General features: G+C 43.3%; 23 protein-coding genes. 3 read left to right on the forward strand and 20 right to left on the reverse strand.

The window, feature by feature from the left end; translation table 11 throughout:
* Nucleotides 1-770: 770 nt before the first annotated feature.
* The 12 genes from thrS to polA all read right to left on the reverse strand — a co-directional run bounded on the left by thrS (nucleotide 771) and on the right by polA (nucleotide 14,896).
* Complete coding sequence (gene thrS / locus NSQ26_RS08130; RefSeq protein ID WP_499717801.1) at nucleotides 771-2,702, reverse strand: threonine--tRNA ligase; 1,932 nt, start codon at nucleotides 2,700-2,702, stop codon at nucleotides 771-773.
* A 301-nt stretch (nucleotides 2,703-3,003) separates the two neighbouring features.
* A complete protein-coding gene (gene ytxC, locus NSQ26_RS08135; RefSeq protein ID WP_499717802.1) occupies nucleotides 3,004-3,870 on the reverse strand; it encodes a putative sporulation protein YtxC in 867 nt (288 codons plus the stop codon).
* A gap of 170 nt (nucleotides 3,871-4,040) precedes the next feature.
* Complete coding sequence (mqnC, locus tag NSQ26_RS08140; protein ID WP_499717803.1) at nucleotides 4,041-5,153, reverse strand: cyclic dehypoxanthinyl futalosine synthase; 1,113 nt, start codon at nucleotides 5,151-5,153, stop codon at nucleotides 4,041-4,043.
* 66 nt (nucleotides 5,154-5,219) lie between these two features.
* Nucleotides 5,220-6,152, reverse strand: coding sequence for a primosomal protein DnaI (gene dnaI, locus NSQ26_RS08145; RefSeq protein WP_090774526.1), 933 nt, complete (start codon nucleotides 6,150-6,152; stop codon nucleotides 5,220-5,222).
* A complete protein-coding gene (locus NSQ26_RS08150) occupies nucleotides 6,139-7,557 on the reverse strand; it encodes a replication initiation and membrane attachment family protein (protein ID WP_499717804.1) in 1,419 nt (472 codons plus the stop codon). The genes dnaI and NSQ26_RS08150 overlap by 14 nt, the downstream gene beginning before the upstream one ends.
* 54 nt (nucleotides 7,558-7,611) lie before the next feature.
* Complete coding sequence (nrdR, locus tag NSQ26_RS08155; RefSeq protein ID WP_090774524.1) at nucleotides 7,612-8,076, reverse strand: transcriptional regulator NrdR; 465 nt, start codon at nucleotides 8,074-8,076, stop codon at nucleotides 7,612-7,614.
* Nucleotides 8,077-8,280: 204 nt separating this feature from the next.
* Entirely contained in the window at nucleotides 8,281-8,667 is a 387-nt protein-coding gene (gene speD / locus NSQ26_RS08160) for an adenosylmethionine decarboxylase (protein WP_367576273.1), read from the reverse strand.
* Between the two features lie 312 nt (nucleotides 8,668-8,979).
* Nucleotides 8,980-10,014: a glyceraldehyde-3-phosphate dehydrogenase gene (locus tag NSQ26_RS08165; protein WP_090774523.1), complete on the reverse strand. Its 1,035-nt coding sequence runs from the start codon at nucleotides 10,012-10,014 to the stop codon at nucleotides 8,980-8,982.
* Between the two features lie 120 nt (nucleotides 10,015-10,134).
* Nucleotides 10,135-10,734, reverse strand: a complete 600-nt coding sequence (coaE, locus tag NSQ26_RS08170) for a dephospho-CoA kinase (RefSeq protein WP_499717805.1) — start codon at nucleotides 10,732-10,734, stop codon at nucleotides 10,135-10,137.
* A 28-nt stretch (nucleotides 10,735-10,762) separates the two neighbouring features.
* A complete protein-coding gene (gene ytaF / locus NSQ26_RS08175; RefSeq protein ID WP_245700981.1) occupies nucleotides 10,763-11,344 on the reverse strand; it encodes a sporulation membrane protein YtaF in 582 nt (193 codons plus the stop codon).
* 60 nt (nucleotides 11,345-11,404) lie between these two features.
* Entirely contained in the window at nucleotides 11,405-12,229 is an 825-nt protein-coding gene (gene mutM, locus NSQ26_RS08180) for a DNA-formamidopyrimidine glycosylase (RefSeq protein ID WP_499717806.1), read from the reverse strand.
* Between the two features lie 36 nt (nucleotides 12,230-12,265).
* Nucleotides 12,266-14,896, reverse strand: coding sequence for a DNA polymerase I (polA, locus tag NSQ26_RS08185; RefSeq protein WP_499717807.1), 2,631 nt, complete (start codon nucleotides 14,894-14,896; stop codon nucleotides 12,266-12,268).
* Between the two features lie 282 nt (nucleotides 14,897-15,178).
* Between polA and NSQ26_RS08190 the strand changes: the two genes are divergently transcribed.
* A complete protein-coding gene (locus tag NSQ26_RS08190; RefSeq protein WP_499717808.1) occupies nucleotides 15,179-16,540 on the forward strand; it encodes an IS4 family transposase in 1,362 nt (453 codons plus the stop codon).
* 69 nt (nucleotides 16,541-16,609) lie between these two features.
* Complete coding sequence (locus NSQ26_RS08195) at nucleotides 16,610-16,702, forward strand: putative holin-like toxin (protein ID WP_245700978.1); 93 nt, start codon at nucleotides 16,610-16,612, stop codon at nucleotides 16,700-16,702.
* Between the two features lie 166 nt (nucleotides 16,703-16,868).
* On the opposite strand, the gene pnpS is transcribed toward NSQ26_RS08195, so the two are convergent.
* The 3 genes from pnpS to NSQ26_RS08210 form a co-directional block, all read right to left on the reverse strand.
* A complete protein-coding gene (pnpS, locus tag NSQ26_RS08200) occupies nucleotides 16,869-18,557 on the reverse strand; it encodes a two-component system histidine kinase PnpS (RefSeq protein WP_499717809.1) in 1,689 nt (562 codons plus the stop codon).
* Nucleotides 18,550-19,272 carry a response regulator transcription factor gene (locus tag NSQ26_RS08205; RefSeq protein WP_499717810.1) on the reverse strand — a complete coding sequence of 241 codons (723 nt, stop codon included), beginning with the start codon at nucleotides 19,270-19,272 and terminating at the stop codon, nucleotides 18,550-18,552. Before NSQ26_RS08205 ends, pnpS begins: the two co-directional genes overlap by 8 nt.
* A gap of 406 nt (nucleotides 19,273-19,678) precedes the next feature.
* Entirely contained in the window at nucleotides 19,679-20,116 is a 438-nt protein-coding gene (locus tag NSQ26_RS08210; protein WP_499717811.1) for an Lrp/AsnC family transcriptional regulator, read from the reverse strand.
* A gap of 150 nt (nucleotides 20,117-20,266) precedes the next feature.
* Between NSQ26_RS08210 and NSQ26_RS08215 the strand changes: the two genes are divergently transcribed.
* A complete protein-coding gene (locus NSQ26_RS08215) occupies nucleotides 20,267-20,887 on the forward strand; it encodes a YitT family protein (RefSeq protein ID WP_499717812.1) in 621 nt (206 codons plus the stop codon).
* A gap of 237 nt (nucleotides 20,888-21,124) precedes the next feature.
* On the opposite strand, the gene mdh is transcribed toward NSQ26_RS08215, so the two are convergent.
* The 5 genes from mdh to NSQ26_RS08240 all read right to left on the reverse strand — a co-directional run bounded on the left by mdh (nucleotide 21,125) and on the right by NSQ26_RS08240 (nucleotide 25,604).
* A complete protein-coding gene (mdh, locus tag NSQ26_RS08220) occupies nucleotides 21,125-22,069 on the reverse strand; it encodes a malate dehydrogenase (protein WP_499717813.1) in 945 nt (314 codons plus the stop codon).
* Nucleotides 22,070-22,156: 87 nt separating this feature from the next.
* Nucleotides 22,157-23,455 carry an NADP-dependent isocitrate dehydrogenase gene (gene icd / locus NSQ26_RS08225; protein WP_499720019.1) on the reverse strand — a complete coding sequence of 433 codons (1,299 nt, stop codon included), beginning with the start codon at nucleotides 23,453-23,455 and terminating at the stop codon, nucleotides 22,157-22,159.
* A gap of 23 nt (nucleotides 23,456-23,478) precedes the next feature.
* Complete coding sequence (gene citZ, locus NSQ26_RS08230) at nucleotides 23,479-24,585, reverse strand: citrate synthase (protein WP_090774511.1); 1,107 nt, start codon at nucleotides 24,583-24,585, stop codon at nucleotides 23,479-23,481.
* A gap of 68 nt (nucleotides 24,586-24,653) precedes the next feature.
* Complete coding sequence (locus NSQ26_RS08235; protein WP_090774510.1) at nucleotides 24,654-25,154, reverse strand: DUF441 domain-containing protein; 501 nt, start codon at nucleotides 25,152-25,154, stop codon at nucleotides 24,654-24,656.
* 54 nt (nucleotides 25,155-25,208) lie between these two features.
* The gene (locus tag NSQ26_RS08240) at nucleotides 25,209-25,604 is read right to left on the reverse strand and encodes an FxsA family protein (protein WP_176763733.1); all 396 of its coding nucleotides are present in this window, start codon (nucleotides 25,602-25,604) and stop codon (nucleotides 25,209-25,211) included.
* Between the last annotated feature and the right edge of the window lie 20 nt (nucleotides 25,605-25,624).

Here is a 25,624-nt window from a genome sequence, read left to right on the forward strand (position 1 = left end):
CGCCCTTCACTCCGTAGAGCTACTATGGCTTCTGCTGACTTCTTACAATTCATCACACCATCACTGACGTGATTGTCTCTTCTCAAGAGACCCTTGTAAGATCTCCCCGGGTAAGTCTAACCACTTTCCTCCCATGTTGGATAGGTTACACTTAACTGGACAAGAATGATGAGGGGGGAGTGGGATAGGAATCCGATCTCAAAGGATAACCAGCAAAAGACTAAGGATCACCAAACAAAGCGATTTTACATGGAGTGGCGGGCATGTTAACCTTGTTTGGTGTAGCCAAGCCTCTTCTCTTAGCTTGGCTCTTGGCGGGGAACACATGCCCGCAGAGGCTCCATGTCAAAGCGCGCCGGTCTCGCTCTCTCCCAAAACCTACCGGTTAAGGAGATGATCATGGATGGAGAAACGTCCAAGAAGACAGTTTACATCTGAATTTAAGGCACGAACAATGTCTACTTTTGTCAATCAGGACAAAAATAAAGTCGATTTGTGATAAAAAAATGTACAAACAAAAAAGAATACGAATGCGCATTCTTTTTTGTTGAGTTTATATTGTTATCCATAAGTTAAATAAACCTATGAACTGGTGTCACGCCATGAAAGGAGGTGATGCAATATAAAAAGCGTATGAAACACATCACCCATTTGTTGTCGTCCAAATGAAGAGAATTAATTCCCCAGTTTATTCCTTATTTCCCCTTCGACGTCAATTCAACATTGTTAGTCGATATTCCTATCGACTAACTTCTTACTACAACAACCCCTCACTTCTTCGTTTCCATAACCAACTCTGCAGTGAAGTCAGACAGTGATTTACTATTCGATGCTTTCTCCCCGTATTTCCGAATATTCACCGCACCCGCTTCGACTTCGTTGTCACCAAGCACCAGCATGTACGGGATCTTTTGCATCTGCGCTTCACGAATTTTATAACCTAGTTTCTCATCACGTGCATCAATTTCGACCCGCATCCCTGCTGCTTGAAGTGTTTCTTGTACGTGTTTTGCGTAAGACAAGTGCACCTCATTTGCAACCGGAATGATTTGTACTTGGACAGGCGATAACCATGTTGGAAGCGCGCCTTTATATTCTTCCAATAAGAAAGCAACAAATCGCTCCATCGTTGAAACGACGCCACGGTGAATGACAACCGGACGATGAGGCTTTCCGTCTTCACCAACATAGGTTAAATCAAAGCGTTCCGGTAAAAGGAAATCGAGCTGCACAGTGGCCAGAGTCTCTTCTTTTCCTAACGCAGTTTTTACTTGGACATCGAGCTTCGGACCGTAAAACGCTGCCTCCCCGATCGCTTCAACATATGATGTATCTAAAGAATCCATCGCTTCTTTTAACATACTTTGCGCTTTTTCCCACATCGCATCGTCATCAAAATACTTTTCCTTATCTTCTGGGTCACGATAAGATAAGCGGAAAGCATAGTTTTCTAGACCAAAATCTTTGTATACTTCTTGAATCAAGCGCACAGCACGAACAAATTCTTCCTTAATTTGATCTGGTCGACAAAAAAGATGCGCATCATTTAATGTCATGCCTCGCACGCGTTGTAAGCCGGAAAGTGCACCCGACATTTCATAGCGATGCATCATTCCAAGTTCTGCAATTCGTAATGGTAATTCACGGTAACTACGCATTTCTTGCTTATACACCATCATATGGTGAGGGCAGTTCATCGGGCGCAACACGAGCGTTTCATTATCCATCTCCATCGGTGGGAACATGTCATCTTGATAGTGGTCCCAATGACCCGATGTTTTGTACAGCTCGGATGAACCAAGAATTGGCGTATATACATGTTGGTAACCAAGCCGTTCTTCTTTGTCGACAATATAGCGTTCAATTGTCCGGCGAATTGTCGCGCCTTTTGGTAGCCAGAGCGGCAAGCCTTGTCCAACTTTTTGCGACAGCGCAAAGATCCCAAGTTCCTTACCGAGTTTGCGGTGATCGCGCTCTTTTGCTTCTTCTAGTAAACGTAAATGTTCAGCTAACGCTTCTTTCGTAAAAAATGCGGTCCCATAAATACGTTGTAACATCTTATTTTTCGCATCTCCACGCCAATATGCGCCGGCCGTGGAAAGGAGTTTAAACACTTTAATTTTATTTGTTGACGGGACGTGAACGCCTCGGCAAAGATCGGTAAAGTCTCCTTGCTCATACAGTGTCACTGTTTCTCCTTCTGGAATTGCTTCAATGAGTTCTAGCTTATACGGATCGCCAATTTCTTGAAAATAAGCAATCGCCTCGGCCCGGCTGACCTCTTTACGGATAACCTCGACATTCTCACTAATAATTTTTTTCATTTCCTTTTCAATTCGTGGTAAATCCTCTGCTGTAATAGACTCACTTGTATCAATATCATAGTAAAAGCCATTTTCAATGACCGGACCGACACCAAATTTCGCGTCAGGAAAAAGCCGTTTTACTGCTTGCGCAAGCAAATGTGCGGCACTATGGCGGATGACTTCAAGCCCTTCTTCCGCGTCAGGTGTAATAATCTCAATCTCTCCGTCCCCCGGAATCGGTGTACGCAAGTCAAGCAACTCACCATTAAATTTTCCTGCCAATGCTTTTTTCTTTAAACCTGGACTGATTGAAGCAGCAACGGCTTCTGTTGTTGTGCCATCCGGAAATGCTTTCATTGTGCCATCTGGAAATTTCACTTGTATTTCTGCCATCATCATCTTCCTTTCCTTTTAGAAAAAAATAAAAAACACCCATTCCTCCGCATGCGAAGGGACGAGTGTGGTCTCGTGGTTCCACCCTAATGAAAACTCTACATACAAATAACGGTTGCGGGCCGGCACAACATACTATCGGTTCCGTTGTGCAGTTCAGAGGTGGTCACAATTCTCTGCTGTTTAGGAGCTCTCAGCCGGCGACTCCTTTCTCTTTAAAACAACGACCAAAAATTGCGGTGTCCTCATCATCACTTTTACTTTTCACAACCATTATACAAAACATACACACTTCATTGCAAGCTTATTTTTTTACTTTTTCCACACATGTTGTAAGTGGGGTAATCGTTAGTCGCTCTTGAAAGATGGCTTGAATCGTTAGTACTATGGCATGGTCCGGCTCGTCAGAAAAGATGTGCACATGGGCAGGCACCCTACTCACAAGTGGGCTAATCAGCCTTTTGTCCTCATCCACATCTTTTTCAAACGTAAATATTTTTTCCAAATCAGCAGGTACTGCGCCGTTCGTCAACCGCTCCCAATGCTCATTATAAAGATTCGTTTGCCGATCATGTACAACGTAAATGAGCTTTCTTTTTGGTGTTGTCTGCTTTAAATATTGACGGCACCCTTCTATCATTGCTTGATACTCTTGTTCAAGCAAATATTCATCAATCGCTTTCCCGACAATGTCAACTAGCACATCCCCATACTTCTTCAATCGAAAAGTTAAAAAAGCTTCGTAATAAAAGGAAGTGTGTGGGTCTATATATGTTGAAAATGCTTCATATAAGTAGTTCCTTCTCCTTGAATGAGCATGAATGATTGGAATATCTGTGCGTTCTCCATGCAAAATCGCATGCGCGATTGCGGCAATCTGTCTTTTCTCCTCAGCATCGGTAAAGCAAAACACCGTTTCAGCAATATCCATTAACCACTCGTCTTCTTTTGTTTCAATTACCTCTTCAATTAAAATAGACACGAGCAGTGGCTGAAATGATTCGAAAAAATAAAATTCATCACGTCCATATTCTACTTCAATGATATTACGATCTGCACACTTTGTTACCGTCGCTCCCAAACCATATGCTGCATAACGATTGATGTATGTCCTTAGTTTGTGTAACAGACGTGAACAAGTCGCGTGCTCCTCAAAATGAATAGCAATCAAACACGACTCCCCCTAACATTTGACACATCTTAATTGAACTGAAATTAAAATAAACCCCCATGTTCCGGAATAAGACAAGTTCACCCTACTTTCAATCTATGTCATGATGACTGAAACATGCCAAATGACAAGAAAAAACCTCAAGGAGATTTTGATCCTTGAGGTCGTCGTTAATTTTGCATGACAAAATCTTTTTCTGCTTTCGTATCACCGTCAAAAACACGTAATGTCTCATACTTTGTATTGCGCTGAGCTGGGACTTTGCCAGCTTCTCGAATGAGTTGCAATGTTAGATTCGTGTTCACTTTATGTGTTGTATTCGCTGCGGAAACAACATTCTCTTCCATCATCGTGCTGCCAAAGTCGTTGCAGCCAAAGTGAAGTGACTTTTTCCCGATTTCTGGACCCATTGTCACCCAGGACGATTGGAAGTTCTCAATATTATCGAGGAAAATCCGGGAAATCGCAACATTTTTCAAGTAATCTTCTGATGAAAGCTTCTTCAATCGCTTTAAGCCGGTATTCTCTGGCTGCAACAACCAAGAAATAAAAGCAGTGAAGCAGCCAGTCTCATCTTGTGCATCTCGAATTCGCTGCAAGTGTAGCGCGCGTTCTTCAAATGATTCACCAAAACCGATAACCATTGTCGCTGTCCCAAACATCCCAACTTTCTTCGTTGCTTTCATCGCCTCTAACCATTCATCTGCTGTGACTTTTAAGCGACTGACCCGCAAGCGCGTTTCCTCAGTTAAAATCTCTGCACCACCACCAGGCATGCTATCAAGACCCGCTTCATGTAGTGCACGTAAAACGTCTTCAACAGTCATATTCATGACCTCAGCAATTTTCCAAATTTCTGCCGGAGAGAAAGAGTGCATCCAAATGCTTGGGAATCGTTCTTTAATGCCAGTGAGTAAATTTGTATAGTAATCAAGCTTTAAGTTCGGGTTAGTTCCACCTTGCATCAAGATTTCCGTTCCGCCCACTGCGACGGTTTCAGCAATCTTTTTGTAAATGAGCTCGTTATCAAGCACGTAACCATCTTTATGACCCGGCGGGCGATAAAACGCACAAAACGAACAATACGTGTCACAGAAGTTTGTGTAGTTTACATTTCTTCCAATTACAAACGTTGTGATTGGATCTCGGTGCCACTTTTTCATAATCGCATCGGCTGCTTGTCCAAGCGCATCGATGTCGTTACTCTCATATAATTTTACAGCGTCAGCCATGGAGATACGATCTCCGTTTACAGCGCGCGCTAAAATGTGCGCTATTGTCATGATGAAACCTCCAAATACACTCCATTTTCCTTCAATCGTAACATAGCCATCAAAAAACATCCAGTGCTACAACGAAGTGCGTCGGTTCCTCCCTCGCACTTCAACAAACGTCGTGAAATGCTTGATCCGTTCCATTAAACGCTTCGCCTTTAAGCGTTCAATACCACCTTTGTCTGAGTAAGAAAGCGCTTCTTCAAGCTCATTGTAGTTGTAGTTTGATGTAAATAGTGTCGGTAAGTTTTCGGACATGCGATATTGCAAAATGGGTCCAAGCACTTCGTCACGTGTCCATGCTGTTGTCGTTTCAGCACCAATATCATCAAACATTAATACAGGCACCTTCCGAATGTTCTCTAGCTTTTCTTGCACACTCCCATCGCCGATTGCTTGCTTCATTTCCCGGAAAAAGTCAGGGGTATAAATCAAACATGTTTTGATGTGTTTATCCTTTAAATCATTCGCAATCGCGCCTAGTAAATACGTTTTTCCTACGCCAAAGGGACCACATAAATAAAGCCCACGTCCGTTTTTCCCTGGCTGTGCCTCAGTGACAAAACGTAACGCTGCTGTGAGCGCTTGCTGTCTTGCACCATCTTGGTCAATGTTATCAAATGTTGCTTTTAGCACATCTTTTGGAATGTACAACGACTGGATGAGTGCCTGCTGCGCTTGTGCCTCAACTTGGGCGCCTTTAAGTGGACATTGCGTATAAGAAAGCGCGATGTGACCACGTTCAACATAAAGATGTGGCGTGTAACCTGTCATCATATTCGGGCACGCTTCTAACCCAGGACATGCATCACAATGCGCTTGTTCTTTTTCATATTCATATAATTTGCTTAACCCACGTTCAATCATAGATCGCGTCACATCGGGGTGTTGTTTCAAAAACGATTGAATGCCTTTATGTTGCAATAAGCGCTGTTGTTGTTCTTCTAAACGCTTTGCCAGTGTCCCGTCACGATCCCAGCTTGAGAGCGCATGTTTAATTGACTCCATGACCTTGCCCTCCTTCTTGCTTTCGACGTTTCCTTGCAGCCATCAATACGGCTAATTCTTCGTTGCGCTCTGTCAACGTGTTGTCTTCTTCTAATGACGAAGACTTCTCTAAAGCCACTTGCTCTTTTTCTAGTAACCATTGTGGCAGTTTATCTTCACGTACATGTCGTCGCGTTTTTCCGCGTGGCTTCTGTTGCGCCTGCTTTTGCTTTTGTTTCTCTGCTTTCACAAGTGCCATCGCTTCGGGAACTGTTTTCAATTTATGACGTGCCCATTCGGCAGCAATTTTTAATAGCAGATTTCTTGACAACTTCATATCATATTGGTAGAGGACAAAATCAATAAGCACATTTGTCACCCCTGGATATAACTTGTAATCAACAAGTAGCTCTTCAATTAAACGCGCATCTGCTGGTGAAACCCTTGCCCCTTCTTGCCGTTCTTCTAGCAACGTCAGCGGCGGGGTCTGCTCATAAAATTGCATTACCTTCTCTTCCTCTGTTTCTGGTTCGCCATGTATCGTACGCTGATTGAGAGGTTGTGCTTTTTCCGCGAGCGCAGGCGGCTTGTCTCCATGTTCAAGGCGATACCAGTCTTGGACCGTTTTACGTAAATCACTCGCATGAAGGGTATCATGATGCATTGCCCGACCAACCAAATCAGCCATGACAAGCGGTGTGACTTGGTAAACAAAGGCAAGCTTCTTTATCAACGTTTCAATTTCCCCTGTTAGCACTTGATCGGGGACAACAAAACTAGAGAGCGATTGCTTCATGAGTGCCAAATCAAATCCCTGTAATTTCAGGTTCGTTCCTTCATCCCCTGCAAATGCCTCACCTTCTGGAAGTTGCAACACATTTTCCGCATCAGATTGTAGTTTCGGTTGCATTTCTGAATGCCTTAAAGAAGTGAATACATCAGAAAATGCCCTTGTAACTTCTTCGTACTCATCTTCTTGCAAAGTTGGCAATGTAAAACGATCTCGTAACGAGCGAAATTGCGTTTTGCCAAGCCGATTATATAAAAAGACACTTAGGACATCATCAGAAAAAAACTGATTCGGTCTTTGTGGTGGGTGCAGTACATAAATAAATGTATCTCCATCCGTTGATTTCTTGTGAAATGTCCGCAATAAATCGATCCCTTCTAGCTTTTTCCGTGCTTGAAGCAAGGAAGGTAAATCGAGCGCTAGTGACAAGGCTAGTTGATGATGTGTCATTCGTTCTGACATCCACGCGCCAACAGACAACTGAGCACGCAGCCCATGATATAGACCGACGGCGTCCGCTCCAATTAATGGTTGATACAATAGTGTCAACACTTGCTGGTCAATCGTTGTTTCATAGTTAGAAAGCCTTACGATAAAATGATCAACCGGCAACAGTTCTTTCCAATGATAGGACACAAGAGACTCACCTCCTTCGTGTAAAAAAGAGCTTCAAGCACCGTAAGCGCGCTTTTAGCTCCTCTCACTTTTGTTCATTAACTCAGTCAATTCTTTTATAAATACATTGATGTCTTTAAATTGCCGATACACTGATGCGAAACGTACATAAGCCACATCATCAATATGAGCGAGTCTCTCCATAACATGCTCGCCAATCACATCGCTTTGAATTTCGTTTTTTCCTTCGTTGCGAAGTGCTCTTTCAACATCTGTGACCACTTCTTCTAATGCTTCTAACGGTACAGGGCGTTTCTCACATGCACGGATTAACCCACGCAACATTTTCTCTTTGCTAAATGCTTCACGCATACCGTCTTTTTTTACAACAACAAGGGGCGGTTCTTCTACAATTTCAAAAGTTGTAAACCGTTCTGTACATTGCTCGCATTCACGACGACGGCGGATAGAACGCCCTTCATCACTTGGGCGGGAATCGAGCACACGTGTGCCGTTGTATTGACATTTCGGGCAGCGCATCTCATCATCTCCATGCTATAACATATCAATTTTCTCGTATTGAAAGACGAAAAACTTCTCTTTTCATCATAATAAAAAAACACCCTCTTGGCAAGGGTGGGTATGAAAGATTGTGAGGCATATGATTGTGTATCGTTGGTCAACATTATAAGCCCTCCAGCATTTGCAAGATAGAGGGAGGGAGGGCTTATGAAGTTTTCAAAGCTAGACACCTAGCCCTACACGTCCTACGTCTGCCTCTGAAAGACCTCTGCCGCGCGGAATCTCCAATACTTCTTGTGATGTCACCCCAAGCGATTCCGCAATATAGGCAACTGCGACATGTGGATCAATGACTGTCCCGCACGTATATACATCAATACTTGCATAGCCATGCTCTGGAAAACTATGAATCGTTAAATGCGATTCAGAAATGATAACGACACCACTGACACCTTGTGGTGCAAATGCATGAAACGCAACCTCCCGCACTTCCGCTCCCGCTTTCAACGCAGCAGAAACAAAGATCCGCTCCAAGCCTGGTCGATCGTTTAATTGCTCCGTGTTACAACCCCAAAGTTCAGCAATGACATGGCGACCCATTGTATCCACTGTTCTTCCCCTCACTTTCGCGGTTAATCGCCACGTGGTCACATGCAATTAAAGCGTTCTCAAACATGCGCACTTACTTAACGACAACCGCTTTAAAATAATAGGAAGCTTATTCCGATGATATGGATTCAAGAGAATCCACATGTTCCGAACAAACTCACCGGAATTCAGTATACTTGTTTTCTTTCGCCATGACAATAGTTAATTGAAGGATTTTATTTAATTTAAAAACGTATATGCTCACATAAACGATTACCGCTCTCATTCTCTTTATTAAGGAGAGACGAAAGCGGTCACGTTAATTTTTATGACTTAAGACGCAGAGTGAACTTCACTTGTCGGTTGCATCTGTGCTGCAACATAATGCATTAAATCAACGACACGACAAGAATAGCCCCATTCATTATCATACCAGGCAAGCACTTTTACTTGACGGTCATTAATTACAGCCGTTGAAGCCCCATCAATCACGGCTGATTGTGCTTCTCCATTGAAATCAATGGAAACGAGCGGTTCATCCGTATAACCAAGAATACCAGCAAGCTCACGTGATGACGCTTGCACGAATGCCCGATTCACGTCCGCTACTGTCACTGATTTCTTGAGCGTCACAACAAGATCGACAAGTGACACATTCGGCGTTGGTACACGCAATGCCATCCCTGTTAGTTTTCCTTCTAGTTGTGGTAACACTTTTGATATCGCTTTTGCGGCACCTGTAGAAGTTGGAATGATTGATTGTCCGCAGGCACGTGCGCGGCGTAAATCTTTATGTGGATTATCAATATTTTTTTGATCGTTTGTATAGGCATGCACAGTCGTCATCATACCACTTTCAATACCAAACGTCTGCTCAAGTACTTTCGCAACTGGTGCCAAGCAATTGGTTGTACACGATGCATTCGACAAGATTGCGTCTGTTTGTGGGTTGTAATCGCTTTCGTTTACACCCATTACAATTGTGGCATCCTCACCTTTTGCTGGTGCTGTTATAATCACTTTTTTCGCACCTGATTCTAAATGGTAACTTGCAGTCTCACGCGTTTTAAATTTTCCTGTCGCTTCAATGACAATGTCTACACCAAGCGCTCGCCACGGGAGCTTGCGTGGGTCACGTTCAGCAAGCAACTGTATCTTTTGTCCATTTACGTACAGCGCGCCTTCCTCCGCCTGCACATCGCCTACGAAAGGTCCGTGAATTGAATCATATTTGATCATATGCGCCAGTGTTTCAGCAGGATAAGATGCATTGATGGCGACGATTTTTGTCTTCCCCTCTAAAATCGCTCTGCGAAATACCATACGACCAATCCGACCGAACCCATTTATCGCCACTGTAGCTTTCATCAACAAAACTCCTTTACCGTGTAATCATTGTACCTTCATTTTATGTTGTTCTTCTTTAATAGTATAACACAAATAACCTATTTAGTGTGCATCATTTTAGAAGTGAACAAAAAAAGGGCGCTAATCCGTTTTTTTTCGGATCGTCGCCAATGCTTGCTCGACTTGCGCATAGGTTTTTTCTCTTGGTCCTTCATTGTCAATCACGACATTTGCTCGTTCACGCTTTTGCGCCAACGGACATTGCGCAGTCATACGCGCGCGTGCCGCCACTTCGGTGAGCCCATCTCGTTTCATTAAGCGTGCTAGCTGTGTTTGTTCAGATACAAACACAAGCCAGACTGTATCTACTAAGTAAAAAAGTTTATTCTCATATAGTAGCGGGATATCGAGCACAACAATTGAATGACCTTCTTGCTCATATTGCTGTGCCTCTTTTTGCATCGTCTCCCTCACAATTGGGTGAACAATTTTGTTTAATGTTTCCCGTTGCAATTTATTTGAAAAGATAATTTCGCCAAGCTTTTTGCGATCAATTTTCTCGTCTGCCTGTAAAATATCGGCACCAAATGCATCCACAATTTTTTTATACGCGGGTTCACCAGGAACAACGACTTGCCGCGCAACAACATCCGCATCAACAACTGGTATTCCTAGTTCCACAAGCATGCGTGAAACCAACGATTTTCCACTCGCAATCCCACCAGTCAATCCAATTCTCATAAACCAAATTCCACTCCTCTTACTCAAGCTATAGCCGGGCAATTCCTAACAAAATGAGCATGATACCGGGTACGAAAGATAATCGTTGTAGCCAAACCACTTTGGAAGAGAGGTAGCCGCACTTCATACCTAAAAAGACAAATAACGCCCCCATCACTGCGACACTTCCTGCTAAACCGAGCGGAGAAAAACCGATAAGCGCTGCGCCCACGCCAGCAGCAAACGCATCAAGGGCAAGAGCAAACCCGAGTAAAAAAGCTTCCTTTCCAATGACCGTACCCGAACGATCCATATCAGCTCGCGCTGGGTCTTTTAAAATGGCATTTAAGTCTACAGATTCCGTCTCACACTTCGGACGATACGTTTGTACGAGCGCCCATACGCCAAGCCCAATCAAAATGAGTGCACCGAGCATTTCTGCGACATGAGGAGAGAGCCACACCGCAACCCCACTGCCCATGGCCATTGCCAATAATACAGACACAGCCGAACATAAACCGATGAAAAACAATGACACGAGAGGAATTTTAATCCGCCGTAGCCCGTACGTTAACCCAACCCCAAAACTATCCAAGCTCACTGCAACTGCGAGCATCATAAGTGGTATCAAGGGAAACCCTCCTACCTATTTGGTCGTTGCCCATAGTATACGGGGAGGGTGTTGTCAACGTTACTGTTGGCAATGCGTACAAAAGTGTGTGCCGCGTCCACCGACCACTGTCTTCGTAAGTGGGGTCGCACACGTATGACAAGGTTCACCTTTGCGCCCATATACAGCAAGCTGCTGTTGAAAGAAGCCCATCTCTCCTTGACCATTTACGTATGACTTGATTGAACTCCCACCGGCTTCTACTGCTTCTGTGAGCGTTGCGACAATGTGTTTATGCAACACATTAAATTCTGTTGCTGTCAAAGACGACGCCTGCCTCTCAGGATGGATGCGCGCGCGATGCAATGCTTCATCCACATAAATATTGCCTAATCCAACGACCGTCTTTTGATCCAGCAACGCTGTTTTAATCGCTCTGTTCGTTTTTATATATGCGTTTTGTAATAGCACCGCAGTAAATGAAGGTGAAAATGGCTCCACCCCTAGGTCGGCTAATGGTGGCAAACTTTCTTCTGTTCCTTTCTTTCGTAAGTGCATCGTCCCAAATTTTCGTACATCCGCATAGTGAAGTGCACTACCATCCGTAAACGTCAATACGACGTGTGTATGCTTTGTCCGCTCTTCACCATCAAGAGCGAGCCGGTAGCGCCCTTCCATCCGCAAGTGTGACAACAACACATCATCCGTTAAATCAAACAATAAAAACTTTCCTCGCCGCCGGATTGCTTCAATCGTCTGCCCGCTAAGCTGCACTGTAAATGCACGTACATCATCAGGCGCTTTAATCATTTTCGGCCAATAAACATCGACCGTTGCAATACATTTGCCAACGACTAGGTCGGTCAATGTCCGACGAACCGTTTCTACTTCTGGTAACTCTGGCATCTTCTTTACTCCTTAATTCCCATTCATATTCATGACCTACTTCGCATCATACCATGAGGCACCGCTGGATACATCTACCTTCAACGGTACGTCTAGCGGCAATGCATGCTCCATCACTTCTAGTACAAGTGCTTTTAACGACGCTACATCGTCTTCAGCTACTTCAAAAATCAGCTCATCGTGTACTTGTAAAAGCAAGGTTGCGGCTAGTGGGGAGGTTTGCAAGCGTTTATCCATCTGAACCATCGACATCTTAATAATATCGGCAGCTGTCCCTTGAATTGGCGTATTGAGTGCAGTTCTTTCCGCAAAACTCCGTTGATTAAAGTTGCGGCTATTTAACTCCGGCAAGTAACGTCTTCTTGCAAGCAATGTTTCAACGTAACCTTTTTTCCGTGCTTTGGTAACGACATCTTCCATGTATTCTTTTACTTTAGGGTAACTGACCAAGTAACGGTCAATAAAATCTTTGGCCTCTTTCCGAGAGATCCCCAAGTTTTGCGACAAACCATAGTCACTGATGCCATAAACAATTCCAAAGTTTACTGCCTTTGCTGTCCGGCGCATTGCTGAAGTGACATCTTGCTCTGACACACCAAATACATCCATTGCTGTTTTTGTATGGATATCCATATCTTCAAGAAAGGCGCGCTTCATGTTTTCATCCCCACATATGTGGGCAAGGACACGCAATTCAATTTGTGAATAGTCTGCAGCGACAATTTTCCATCCTGGTTTCGAAGCTATAAAAGCTTTACGGATCTTTCTTCCTTCTTCTAAACGAATCGGGATGTTTTGCAAATTTGGATCTGCCGATGACAACCGCCCTGTTTGCGTCAATGCTTGATTAAAGCGCGTATGCACTTTATGCGTCGTTGCATCGACTACTTTAAGTAAACCTTCAATGTATGTTGAATGTAATTTCACAAGTTGACGGTAATGCAAAATTAATTCAATGATCGGATGCGCATCACGTAACTTTTCTAATACATCCGCACTCGTTGAGTAGCCCGTTTTTGTTTTCTTCACTGGCGGTAAGGCGAGTGTTTCAAATAAAATTGTGCCCATTTGTTTTGGAGAGTTGATGTTAAATGAAACACCTGCTTCGGCGTGAATCTCCCTTTCAAGCACAGCAATCCGCGCTGATAAATCTTTACCCATTGCTTTTAACTGCGCAATGTCGACTTTAATTCCTGTACACTCCATTTTTGCAAGCACTAGTGAAAGCGGCATTTCCAACTCATAAAATAATTCGTCCTGCTTGTTTTCAGCCAGTTCGTTTGCAAGTAGTGGCTTCAACTCATACAGCGCACTTGCTTTGCGACACACATGTTCTGAAAGCTCGTCTTCATCAGGGATGTGGCGTTTTGCTCCTTTTCCATAAACAGCTTCATCTGAGCGAACGACCTTCATCTCTTTTCGGTGAGCGACATCGCCAACTTCCTCGGCGCTAACAGATGGATCGAGTAAGTAAGAAGCCATTTGTAAATCAAATGTCACCCCTTGCAGAGATAATCCTCTTTTTTCAAGGGCCACAATCGACTGCTTAGCCGAAAACAACCATTTTTCCACCGTTGCCGATGTAATGAAATCTTGAAACAACGAGGATGAGAGCGCAACATCTACCGGAAAGAAAAAGCGGCCATTTTCATTTGCCACGCCCATTCCAATGAGGTCGCCTTGCAGCTCATGTTCCGCAAACATTTCGACCACGAGCGCAGACGGACTGGCAAAGTGTTTCTCTTCCGGTTTCTTTACGACTTCATAAGGTAGCGGTGCAAAGTCGGAACTTTCTTCAGGCGCTTCACCTTGTCCAATTCGCTCTAATAGCGAGTGGAAAGAGAGTTCACGGAATACCGCTCTTACCTGCTCCTCGTCGTAACCCGTATACGTAAAAGCGTCCAATGTTTCTTCTAGCGGCATATCGGTGCAAATTGTTGCGAGTTTTTTACTTAAACGGGCTTGCTCCTGGTTTTCTGTCAATCTCTCTTTCAATTTCTTTCCTGATACTTGATCAATCGAGGCGAGCACCGTTTCGACATCTTCAAACTGCGCAAGTAATTTTAAAGCTGTCTTTTCACCCACACCAGGTACACCTGGAATATTATCGGATGAATCGCCCATTAGTCCTTTTAAATCAATAATTTGTGTTGGTGTGAGTCCGTATCGTTCATGAATCGCTGCCTCGTCATAACGATCGACTTCGCTCATTCCTTTTTTCGTTAAAACAACTTCTATGTTCTGATCAACGAGTTGTAATAAATCTTTATCGCCAGTAACGACAACAACTTTATAGTCCTCTTTAGCAGCACGACGGGCAACCGTCCCAATAATGTCATCCGCTTCGTAAGACTTGGCTTCGTAGCGGGGGATAGAGAATGCTTTTAATATATCATGAATAAGCGGGATTTGTCCTGACAATTCTGAAGGTGTCTTTTGTCGTGTTCCTTTATACGCCGCGTACGTTTGGTGACGAAACGTCTCTTTTCCTGCATCAAACGCCACAAGCATATGCGTTGGGTTTTCCATCTCTAACACTTTTAAAAGCATCGTTGTAAAGCCATATACAGCGTTTGTATACTCACCCTTTTGGTTATTTAATAATGGCAAAGCAAAAAAGGCGCGATAGGCAATACTGTTCCCATCGACTAATACGATTTTTTTCACGACTTCCACCTCTTTCTACTTTCCTATTGTACCATAGTTCACTCAGAAAAAAGAATGGAAGAAGTTTGTGCCAAAGCAAAAAAAAGACCGCAATTGCGCGATCTTTATGTTATAACTCAACTTTCGCAGACAAAAAATGCTTTGAGTTTCAGTTATACCAAGGCCTGCCGGCCTATGAAATATGCACCTTGACATCAGTACTTGAAACATGAAAAGCACCACTTCTTTTAGGTATAATAGAGTTGACTAAACCCAATACCAAAAAGAAGAGGTGCTTTCTCTATGATAACTGAAAGGCATGTAAATGAGCAACTCCCAAATGAAATTAATGTTGTATTATCGGAGCTAGAAATGACAAAGCATTTGCGTCAATCAGGTATTCGGAAGAACTTTGGGTTTAGCTGTAATGTTTTATTTCGCCTTGTATTCGCGCTCATTTTCCACCAAAAAAATTGGTTTGCGCTTTTCACTTCAAAGAAGCGTGAAGATTTTCCTGGAAAAGACGCTATATATCGCTTTTTAAACTATCCAAAGTTTGCTTGGAGAAAGTTTCTTTTATCGCTCAGTACAGCTGTCATTCAAAAAGTCAGCGCATTGACATCAAATGATCGTCCCAAGGTCTTGATTGTGGACGATTCTTCATATGACCGCAATCGCAGTAAAAGGGTCGAACTGCTTGCCCGTTGTTTTGATCATTCTTCCACTAAAAATCGCTTTTATAAAGGATTTCGTATGCTTACACTCGGTTGGTCCGATGGGAACACTTTTATACCTATTGATTTTTCACTACTGAGTTCAAAAAAATCTATCATCAATGGCATCAACAAAGATATTGATAAACGTAGTGCTGGTTATAATCGACGGAAAGAAGCTCTTCAATCTGCCCCTGAACAACTCCCTGGCATGATTGCACGGTCATTATCGAAAGGAATTCAGGCTTCCTATGTTTTAATGGACTCGTGGTTTACTCAACAGCCATTGATCAAAGCAATTGTAGATCAAGGAATTGATGTCATCGGTATGGTGAAGAATTCACAACAGCGTTATCAAGTAAACGGTAAAATGCTATCCTTGAAGGAGCTTTATCACCGTGCAACGCCACTTCCAGAGAAGAAGGGCGTTTTACGCGTCATTACAACAACGATGGCAAACGGTGTCGCTGTTAAAGTTGTTTTTGTGCGCAATCGAAATAACAAGCGCGAATGGCTGGCTATTTTGAGTACAGACCACAGCCTTTCTGAACAGGAAATTATCCAGACTTACGGGATCCGTTGGGATATAGAAGTATTCTTCAAGACGACGAAGTCGCTCCTACGTTTGCAAAAGGAGTTTCAAGGGCGTTCGTACGACTCTCTTATTAGCCACACAACCATTGTTTTTACTAGATATATCGTGTTATCTTGGCAGAATCGTTGCCACAATGACAATCGGACACTGGGTGGTGTATTTTATGATCTCTGTGATGAGATGCAGGCGCTTGATTGGGCTGTTGCGTTGCAACAGTTACTCGAGCTTTTTCATGACGCTCTTGATAAGATCGGTAAGCGCGCGCAGCGATTGATCAAAAGTCAACTCTCACATTGGATTGCTGGGTTACCCACTTATATCAAGGCTTACATGCCGGATTTGAGGTGCGAAAGTTGAGTTATAATATAACAAGTTGCATACCCACATGAGGGCTGGCGCCATCTCCTTTGAAAGGAGGTGATGCGCATGTCAGCATACGAGACGCTGTCGCTAATGATTTTGTTTGCGATGCTAGTCATCCGGATGTTGTCGTTCGTCGATAAAGAAAAAGACGAATAAGCCCTCTACATGAGTTCACGGCTCTTGAGGCTTATTCATACAACCTTTGGCGCCAGCTCTACGGATATGCAACACATGCCAGTTGACGGCAAACGTCGACTGGTCTTTTTAGTATATGCCCTTACACACTCATTATACACTGACTGACAAGTGAAAACAAGCTGTGCTACCGGTGCTTTTTCAAAAATGTCACCGTAAATGTCGAACCTTTCCCTAACATACTTTCAACGGCAATCTTCGCCTGATGCGCTTCAGCCAAATGTTTCACAATCGCTAAGCCAAGACCCGTTCCACCAGAATGACGACTCCGATCGCGATCAACACGATAAAAGCGCTCGAATACGCGTGCGAGATTTTCTGCTGCAATGCCAATCCCGGTATCTGCTACTTGCAACAATACATGATCCTCTTTTTCTTGTATCGTCATGGTCACTTGTCCACCTGGTTGTGTATACGCAATCGCATTGCTTGTTAAGTTTAGCAAAATTTGTTTCACGCGTTGCGGGTCCGCTTCGATCGTCGTATCCCCGTCCGTTACGACGGATAGGTGAATGTCTTTTTCTTCTGCTTTTGCTAAAAGTAGCGTCTTCACCTCATCAACAATGTCTGCTAACACAACTGGCGTAAGTTTTAACGCAAAATGCGCATGCTCGATATGCGATAACTCAAGTAAATCTGCAATTAGTGTTTGTAAACGGTCACTTTCCTTCCAAATAATCTCGGTAAATTGTTCCGCCAACTGAGCCTCTTGTAGCGCACCATCTAGCAACGTCTCCGCAAATCCCTTAATAGACGTTACTGGTGTTTTTAATTCATGCGACACATTTGCCACAAAGTCTTTGCGCACTTGTTCTAATTTCTTTTGTTCTGTCACATCATGAAGGACAATTGTTACTCCTCGCAAACGCGCAGATTTCGTCAACACCGGTGCACCATATACGTCGTATGTGCGTGTGTAAAAATGTTTTGTCCATTCAATTTGTTCCCTGCTTTTTTCCTCACTTGAATAAATCGATTGAATAAATTGCACAAGCGACTCGCTATCTACCACTTTATGATAAGGTTGTCCGAGCCAGTCACTACTGCGCACATCAAAAACGTGTTCTGCCGTTTGATTTAGCATGACGATATCACCACGGACATCCATAAATAACAGGGCGCTCCCCATGTGATCAATGAGTGTCGCCATTTGTTCTTGTTGTGCTTGGTGCCGCCGTGATAGTTGTTGCAAATTGTAGGCAAGCACATTAATTGAACGACCTAGCAGTCCAAGCTCGTGATTACCGACTTCGTACGTACGAATTTTGTAATCACCTTCTGCTAAGCGAATGGCCGCCTTCGTTGCGTCTTCAATCGGCTGAACCATCTGCCGGGTAATTTTAATAATTAACATCGTCATAATGACAATCGCAAAAAAGAAGCTCCCCCCAATGGCCCACCAGCCAGCCTGGTTCAGCGCTGACAACGATGATGACAATACCCCAACTTGCACATAACCTACGCGTTGCTCCCCTTCATAAATGGATGAGACCCCGTACCGCATTTCTGCTTCAAGTGGAGGTTGCTCTCCTTCCCATGAGTCTGCTATTACATCGTCATCAGCGGTGAACAATCGCACACGCGCACTTAACACCTCACCCAGTTCACGTGCCACTTCACCTGCATCCGCTGCGGTTGGGAATCCCACCTCCGTAATCATATGGGCTGCAAGCGTCGCTTCCTGTTCAATTCGCTCTGATAGCAACTCCGTATAGCGGTCATTCAGCCAATAACCGAGCAATAATCCAAGTGCGAGCAACACGACAACAATGACTGGCATCAATGCCCAAATTAAACGATTACGCAGTTTATTCATCCGTGCGTGGTTCCTCTAATTTATAACCTAACCCGCGGATCGTTTTAATGTACACCGGTTTTTTCGAATCACGCTCAATCTTTTCCCGCAAATGACTAATATGTACATCAACGATACGCGTATCGCCAACAAATTCATAATCCCACACCGCATTTAACAATTGATCGCGTGTGAGTACCCGTCCTTTATTTGAAGCTAAAAAGGTGAGCAATTCAAACTCTTTCGGTGTGAACGTGAGCCTTTTATCTCTTTGATACACCTCATAATGGTCTGGATAAATCATTAATTGACCGATTGCAAAGTGCTTCTTCTCATCTTCCTCTTCGCTACGTTCTCCTGCTTGCTCATGATCTACGCGCCGTAAAATCGCGCGCACCCTGGCAACGACCTCACGCGGAGAAAAAGGTTTTGTCATATAATCATCTGCGCCAAGCTCTAACCCTAGCACTTTATCAAAATCCTCATCCTTCGCCGTCAACATTAAAATGGGTGTAAAGACTTTTTCCTGCCGCAATTGCTTGCAAACATCAATCCCATCCATATTCGGCAGCATTAAGTCAAGCACCATCATATCAAACGTCTCACTTTTCGCTCGCTCAAATCCTGCGAGACCATCATTCTCTGAGACAACTTTATAACCAGCTTGTTCTAGGTTATATGTTAATAGTGTGACAATCGACGGTTCATCATCAACGACCAAAATGCGCTTTGCCATGCTTGTCTCACACTCCCGATCCGTTTTATGTCATGCGTAGCTCTCTCTATTATACACGTTTGTTTATCGTTTTCACTATGATCATGAACGCATTTTGAAAACTATTTTTTTATCGTAATATAAAGAGAGGACCCTTTGAGCTATGCTTCAAATGATCCTCTCCTCTTTGCACATTTATTGCCTATCGTAAAATCTAGATAAAAACACCGCCCATCTCTTCCCCGAACGTTTGCTATGCTTTGATAGTCGCTTCCATCGCTTCTTTTCTTCTAGTTGTGTGTTGGAGAAAAATTCTTTTTAAGCTGGGAGTAAACTTCCTCTCTCTATTTTTTTGTTTATCGCCCCATAGGGGCGACATTTAGAAAGTTCTAATGCGATTGCCCTGCCCATTTTCCTTTCCTCTCTTTTACACTTCCGGCAAAAGCATTCGCTCATGCACTGGAGAATGAAGCACGGTTGACGTGTTAATCGTCCCAAAAGGAACAAGTCGATCAATTAGTTCTCTTAACTCATGCACATTCGCTACAGCTGCTTTCAAGAAATAGCTTACCTCTCCCGTTACCCGATGACATTCAATTACTGCTTCCTCAGTCTGAATCACCTCTTCGAACGCCTGTAGAGACACTTTCAAGCCGCCTACTTGAATGACCACAAGCATCGCTTTTCCGATCTTGTCTAATGACACTCGAGCAGAGAATTTTTCGATCACACCCCTCTCTCGTAACCGATGCAATCGCTCCGACATGCTCGGTCGGCTAAGTGACAAGGCTTTTGATAAATCACTCACTGTCATTCTTCCATCTTCTTGTAGCAAACGCAAAATTTCACGATCCATTTTATCCATTGTATCACTCCTTCAAAATGAAGATACCTTATTAGAAATACCTTCATTTATTAAATCATATATTCGATCATCCTGCTAGTTGATATATAAAAACCCGGGTGATTCTTATATAATGAAAATATGATTAAAAGAATAGGTGAGACGATTACATTGAAAAAAAGTATCTTTATTTTTATTGGCTGTTTATTAGCTGCGAGTGGACTTTTGTTATTGCGCCATGCCGGACTAGTTACTGGTGGCATCGCTGGACTTTCTTTAAATTTAACCCATATTACACCGCTACCACTCGCTTTATTATTTTTCCTTATTAATATCCCTTTCTACATTTTTTCGTTTGTAAAAATGGGCGTTTCTTTTACCGTAGTCACCATGTTGTCTGTATCGGTATTGAGCGGCATTATCGCCATTGATCTATGGCTACCTGCTTTCTCTGTTCCGTTACTGACAGGAGCGATTGTTGGCGGTGCGCTCATCGGTTGCGGACTGTCGCTTTTATTTTCGCAACAAGCTTCTCTCGGTGGCGCAAATATTGTCGCATTGTTTTTGCAAAAACGATACGGGATTGATCCAGGCAAAACGAACTTTCTTTTTGATTTGGCCGTTGCTTTATTAAGCCTTTTTACCATTGGGTTGATCCCGGTGCTCGGTTCCATTTTGTCGATTGTCATTACATCGAAAGTGATTAGTTACTTCCGCAGCTACTTTATTAAGAAAGAGGTGATAACCGATACCCATTCCCCTCTGTTACGGGTAAGAGAAAGCCATTCATAATGATGTGACAATCTCTCTTTCTTTAAGCAACAAAAAAGAAGTAACCCCCTCTTTTCGAGGAGTTACTTCTTTTCCTTATGAGGCTGTCCTCTAGCTAGCACCGTGAGTGATTATGATCACTTGCGGTCTTTTCATCTACGTTTATCCCAGTTGTAAAAGCAACCATCAAAATAGCTAAAAAATAACAACACCGATTCGCACTCGGATCGACTCCTTAACAAATCGGTGTGCTTTCTACTATTCTTTTGGCAATGCCGCCATTACATTCCGGACTGATTCTGCTGATTGGTTTAACTGTGCTTGCTCTTCTTCTGTTAAATCTAGTTCAATCACTTTTTCAATCCCGTCGCCACCAAGGATTGTAGGGACACCAAGATAAATATCATCAAATCCATATTCACCTTCTAAGTAAGCAATTGTTGGGATGATCCGCTTTTTATCTTTTAAAATCGCTTCGACCATTTGCGTTAATGATGCAGCCGGTGCGTAGTATGCACTACCATTTCCAAGGTAAGCGACGACCTCGCCGCCACCTTTACGCGTGCGGTCTACGATAGCATCTAAGCGCTTTGGTGAGACAAGAGAAGTAAGCGGTACCCCACCTGCAGCAGAATAACGAATGAGTGGCACCATATCATCACCGTGACCACCAAGTACGAAGCCGGTAATATCTTCTACAGATACGTTTAATTCTTGAGCCACAAATGTGCGGAAACGGGCGGTATCAAGGACACCCGATTGACCGATGACACGGTTCTTCGGAAATCCTGATTCTTTATACACAGTATATGTCATTGCATCTGCTGGATTTGTTAACACGATAATGTACGCATTTGGCGAATACTTTACAACTTCTTTTGTAACGGCTTTCATAATCCCGGCATTTGTTGCCACTAAATCATCGCGGCTCATGCCTGGTTTACGGGCGATACCAGCTGTAATGACGACAACATCAGAGTCTTTCGTATCTGCATAATCAGATGTACCAATCACATTTGCATCCGCGCCATGTACAGGTGTTGCTTCAAGCATATCAAGTGCTTTCCCTTTTGTAGGGCCTTCCATCTGCGGGATATCTACAAGAACAACATCGCCTAATTCCTTTTGGGCAATCATTAGCGCCGTTGTTGCTCCAGTAAATCCGCCACCAATTACTGACACTTTTCTCCGTTTAATGGCCATTTCACACACTCCCATAACGTTTTCTATTTTTTATAAGAGAAGAGAGAGCCTGACTAGTCCAAGCCCACTCTCTATATCAAAATTTGACTACAAATTTTTAATGAGTTCGTCTGCAAACCCAGAACATGATACTTCGGTTGCACCATCCATTAAACGAGCGAAATCATATGTGACAACTTTGCTTTCAATCGTTTTATCCATTGCAGCCATAATCAGTTCTGCTGCTTCTGTCCAACCAAGATGGCGAAGGAGCAGCTCTCCAGAAAGCAACACAGAAGAAGGATTCACTTTATCTAAGCCCGCATATTTCGGCGCTGTGCCGTGCGTCGCTTCAAAAATTGCGTGCCCTGTATCGTAGTTAATATTTGCTCCTGGTGCAATCCCGATACCGCCTACTTGCGCAGCAAGTGCATCAGAAATATAGTCGCCGTTTAAGTTCATCGTCACCACAACATCAAACTCTTTTGGACGCGTCAAAATTTGCTGGAGGAAGATGTCTGCAATTGCATCTTTTACGATGATCTTGCCCGCTGCTTCTGCTTCTTTTTGTGCTTGGTCGGCAGCTTCTCTTCCTTGCTCCTCAGCAATCTTGTCATATTGTGCCCACGTGAATACTTTCGCGCCAAATTCACGTTCAGCTAGCTCATAACCCCAGTTTTTAAAGGCACCTTCTGTAAATTTCATGATGTTCCCTTTATGAACAAGCGTTACACTCTTACGGCCTTCATCTAGCGCATATTGGATCGCTGAACGGACGATACGTTCTGTTCCTTCTTTTGATACAGGTTTAATACCGATTCCTGATGTTTCTGGGAAACGGATTTTTTGAATACCCATCTCCGTTTTTAAGAAGTCAATCACTTTCTGAACTTCTGCGGACCCTTCTTGAAACTCAATCCCAGCGTAAATGTCCTCTGTATTTTCGCGGAAAATGACCATATTTGTATCTTCTGGACGTTTTACTGGCGATGGCACGCCCGTAAAATAACGCACTGGACGCAAGCATGTGTATAAATCGAGTTCTTGACGGAGCGCAACGTTTAGCGACCGAATTCCCCCACCAATTGGTGTTGTAAGAGGGCCTTTAATCGCGATCAAATATTCGCGTACTGCTTCAAGCGTCTCCGCTGGCAACCATTCTCCGGTTGCATTATACGCTTTTTCACCCGCTAAAATTTCTTTCCAATGAATTTGACGCTCACCATTATACGCTTTTTCTACCGCTGCATCTAATACACGTGAAGCTGCTGCCCAAATGTCTGGACCTGTCCCATCTCCCTCGATAAAGGGAACAATCGGCTCATTTGGCACTTGTAAAACACCATTTTTTGTCTGAATCTTTTCTCCTGCTGTCATGAAAAAAACCTCCTCCGTTACAAATACGATTTAACATTCGTTCATACCAATAATTACTTTTTCGGGAAAGACCGCTTGTCAGGACCGATATACTCTGCACGTGGACGAATCAAACGGTTGTTTTCATACTGCTCTAAAATATGTGCGAGCCAACCAGACGTTCGGCTAATTGCAAAAATTGGTGTGAACAAATCATGTTTGATCCCTAAACTATGGTAGACTGTTGCCGAGTAAAAATCAACATTTGGCAATAGTCCTTTTTCTTTCGTAACCATTTCCTCGATCTTTAATGACATCTCGTACCATTTTGATTCTTTTATGACATCTGTGAGTTCCTTTGACATTTGACGCAGATGCTTCGCACGTGGATCACCATTTTTATATACACGGTGTCCAAAGCCCATAATTTTTTCTTTACGATCGAGCGCTGCGCGAATATATGGTTCTACATTTTCTAGCTCATCAATTTCAACGAGCATTTTCATCACAGCTTCGTTGGCACCGCCATGTAATGGTCCTTTTAGTGCACCAATCGCTGCTGTGAGACCAGAATATACATCTGACAATGTCGCAACACATACGCGCGCCGTAAATGTCGATGCATTTAATTCATGGTCGGCATGTAAGACAAGTGCCTTATCAAATGCACGTACGGATAGCTCATCTGGCACTGTACCGTTTAACATGTATAAGAAATTGGCTGCAAATGATAAATTTGGATTAGGTTCAACAGGTTCTTTCCCCGAACGAATGCGCTCAAATCCAGCAACAATGGTTGGGATTTTGGCTTGGAGTTTGATCGCCTTGCGATAGTTCGCTTCCCCATTCATCTCCTCAGCTTCTTCATCATAAAGACCTAATGTAGAGATGGCTGTTCTTAGCGCTGCCATTGGGTGCACTGTTGTGATTGGATAGGCTTTCATTTGCTCAAAAATTTCTTTCGGAACAAATGCTGCTTTTTGTAACTCGTCTGAAAACGATTGCAATTGTTCTTTCGCTGGAAGTACGCCGTTCCAAAGCAGGTACACAACCTCTTCAAAACGAGCATGGTTAGCCAAATCATCAATGCCATAGCCTTGGTATGTTAATTCATCATCAATAATTGAGCTCACACTTGACTGTGTTGCTACAATCCCTTCTAAACCGCGCGTTGTCGTCATCTTCCTCGCTCCTTTATGCCTATATAAGATTGTCCACCCCTTGATTCACGCCTATCCTCACGATACATTTATCCACCCCATTGTGCAAAAAACTGGATCACTCTCATTGTTAAATAAGCAATGCCAGCTCCAATCAGCGGTCCAACGGCAACACCGTGGAAGACAGAAACAGCAATAATTGTACCAAGTACTAATGCCGTGGTAATATGAGGATCTTGTTTTAATAAGTCCAATCCGCTCGCCGCAATTAGGGCGACAGCAATCCCGCTCCCAAGCGCAATCCACGCATACAGCGATTTTGTTGCTTCAATGAGTTGCTTAAAACCGATCTCTCCAGTCGCAATTGGCGTGAGTACAGCAATCGTGATGATTAAGACGCCTAGATGGATGCCTTTTGTTTGCAAAAGAGGGAATAACTTATCACCAAGTTGTGTCCATTTGATGACCAGCAAAATGACAACCGCAATGAGTAACGATTGATTTTTTGCGACAATCGCTATTGCCATAAGCAACAACAGAAACCATGAACCTTGTGATAACACTGTTTTTCCTCCTAGCAATTCAAACATGTACTATCATATCATAGATACAAACATTCAGCTACATCTTCCATATTTTTTTCCTTATCTTCTCTTTACGACAATCCACTGACCGCGCGCAACCATCCGTTGAAAAATTGTCACAACAAAAGCTTTCAGCCATCCTCGCACATAAGGTAATAAACAACATAATCCTATTAAATCGGTTAAGAAACCCGGAACAATAAGTAGCAGCGCACCCATAAATAAGAAAACCCCGTCTAAAAGTGCACCACTCGGAAGCTGTCCTTGTTGTATTTGTAACTGTGCTAATCGCAATGTTTGTAGCCCTTGGCGCTTTGCAAATATCACGCCTATTGTCCCCGTCAAAAACATGAGTGCAATCACTGAAAAAACGCCAAGCCAGTTACTCAATAAAACGATGAGCACTAACTCCAACAACGGGAAGCCGATGGCACAAGCAAATATGATTCTCCTCATCATCCATCCCTACTTTTCTG

The organism is Bacillus sp. FSL W7-1360 (assembly GCF_038592975.1).
In the GTDB taxonomy this organism is placed as follows: Bacteria; Bacillota; Bacilli; order Bacillales; family Bacillaceae_D; genus Shouchella; species Shouchella lonarensis.

Coding starts and splice junctions, on each gene's coding strand:
- thrS (WP_499717801.1), bottom strand. CDS start 2,702: ATGATGGCAGAAATACAAGTGAAATTTCCAGATGGCACAATGAAAGCA.
- mqnC (WP_499717803.1), bottom strand. CDS start 5,153: ATGACAATAGCGCACATTTTAGCGCGCGCTGTAAACGGAGATCGTATC.
- dnaI (WP_090774526.1), bottom strand. CDS start 6,152: ATGGAGTCAATTAAACATGCGCTCTCAAGCTGGGATCGTGACGGGACA.
- nrdR (WP_090774524.1), bottom strand. CDS start 8,076: ATGCGCTGCCCGAAATGTCAATACAACGGCACACGTGTGCTCGATTCC.
- NSQ26_RS08165 (WP_090774523.1), bottom strand. CDS start 10,014: ATGAAAGCTACAGTGGCGATAAATGGGTTCGGTCGGATTGGTCGTATG.
- coaE (WP_499717805.1), bottom strand. CDS start 10,734: ATGAGAATTGGATTGACTGGTGGGATTGCGAGTGGAAAATCGTTGGTT.
- mutM (WP_499717806.1), bottom strand. CDS start 12,229: ATGCCAGAGTTACCAGAAGTAGAAACGGTTCGTCGGACATTGACCGAC.
- NSQ26_RS08190 (WP_499717808.1), top strand. CDS start 15,179: ATGATAACTGAAAGGCATGTAAATGAGCAACTCCCAAATGAAATTAAT.
- NSQ26_RS08195 (WP_245700978.1), top strand. CDS start 16,610: ATGTCAGCATACGAGACGCTGTCGCTAATGATTTTGTTTGCGATGCTA.
- pnpS (WP_499717809.1), bottom strand. CDS start 18,557: ATGAATAAACTGCGTAATCGTTTAATTTGGGCATTGATGCCAGTCATT.
- NSQ26_RS08205 (WP_499717810.1), bottom strand. CDS start 19,272: ATGGCAAAGCGCATTTTGGTCGTTGATGATGAACCGTCGATTGTCACA.
- NSQ26_RS08210 (WP_499717811.1), bottom strand. CDS start 20,116: ATGGATAAAATGGATCGTGAAATTTTGCGTTTGCTACAAGAAGATGGA.
- mdh (WP_499717813.1), bottom strand. CDS start 22,069: ATGGCCATTAAACGGAGAAAAGTGTCAGTAATTGGTGGCGGATTTACT.
- citZ (WP_090774511.1), bottom strand. CDS start 24,585: ATGACGACAACGCGCGGTTTAGAAGGGATTGTAGCAACACAGTCAAGT.
- NSQ26_RS08235 (WP_090774510.1), bottom strand. CDS start 25,154: ATGTTTGAATTGCTAGGAGGAAAAACAGTGTTATCACAAGGTTCATGG.
- NSQ26_RS08240 (WP_176763733.1), bottom strand. CDS start 25,604: ATGAGGAGAATCATATTTGCTTGTGCCATCGGCTTCCCGTTGTTGGAG.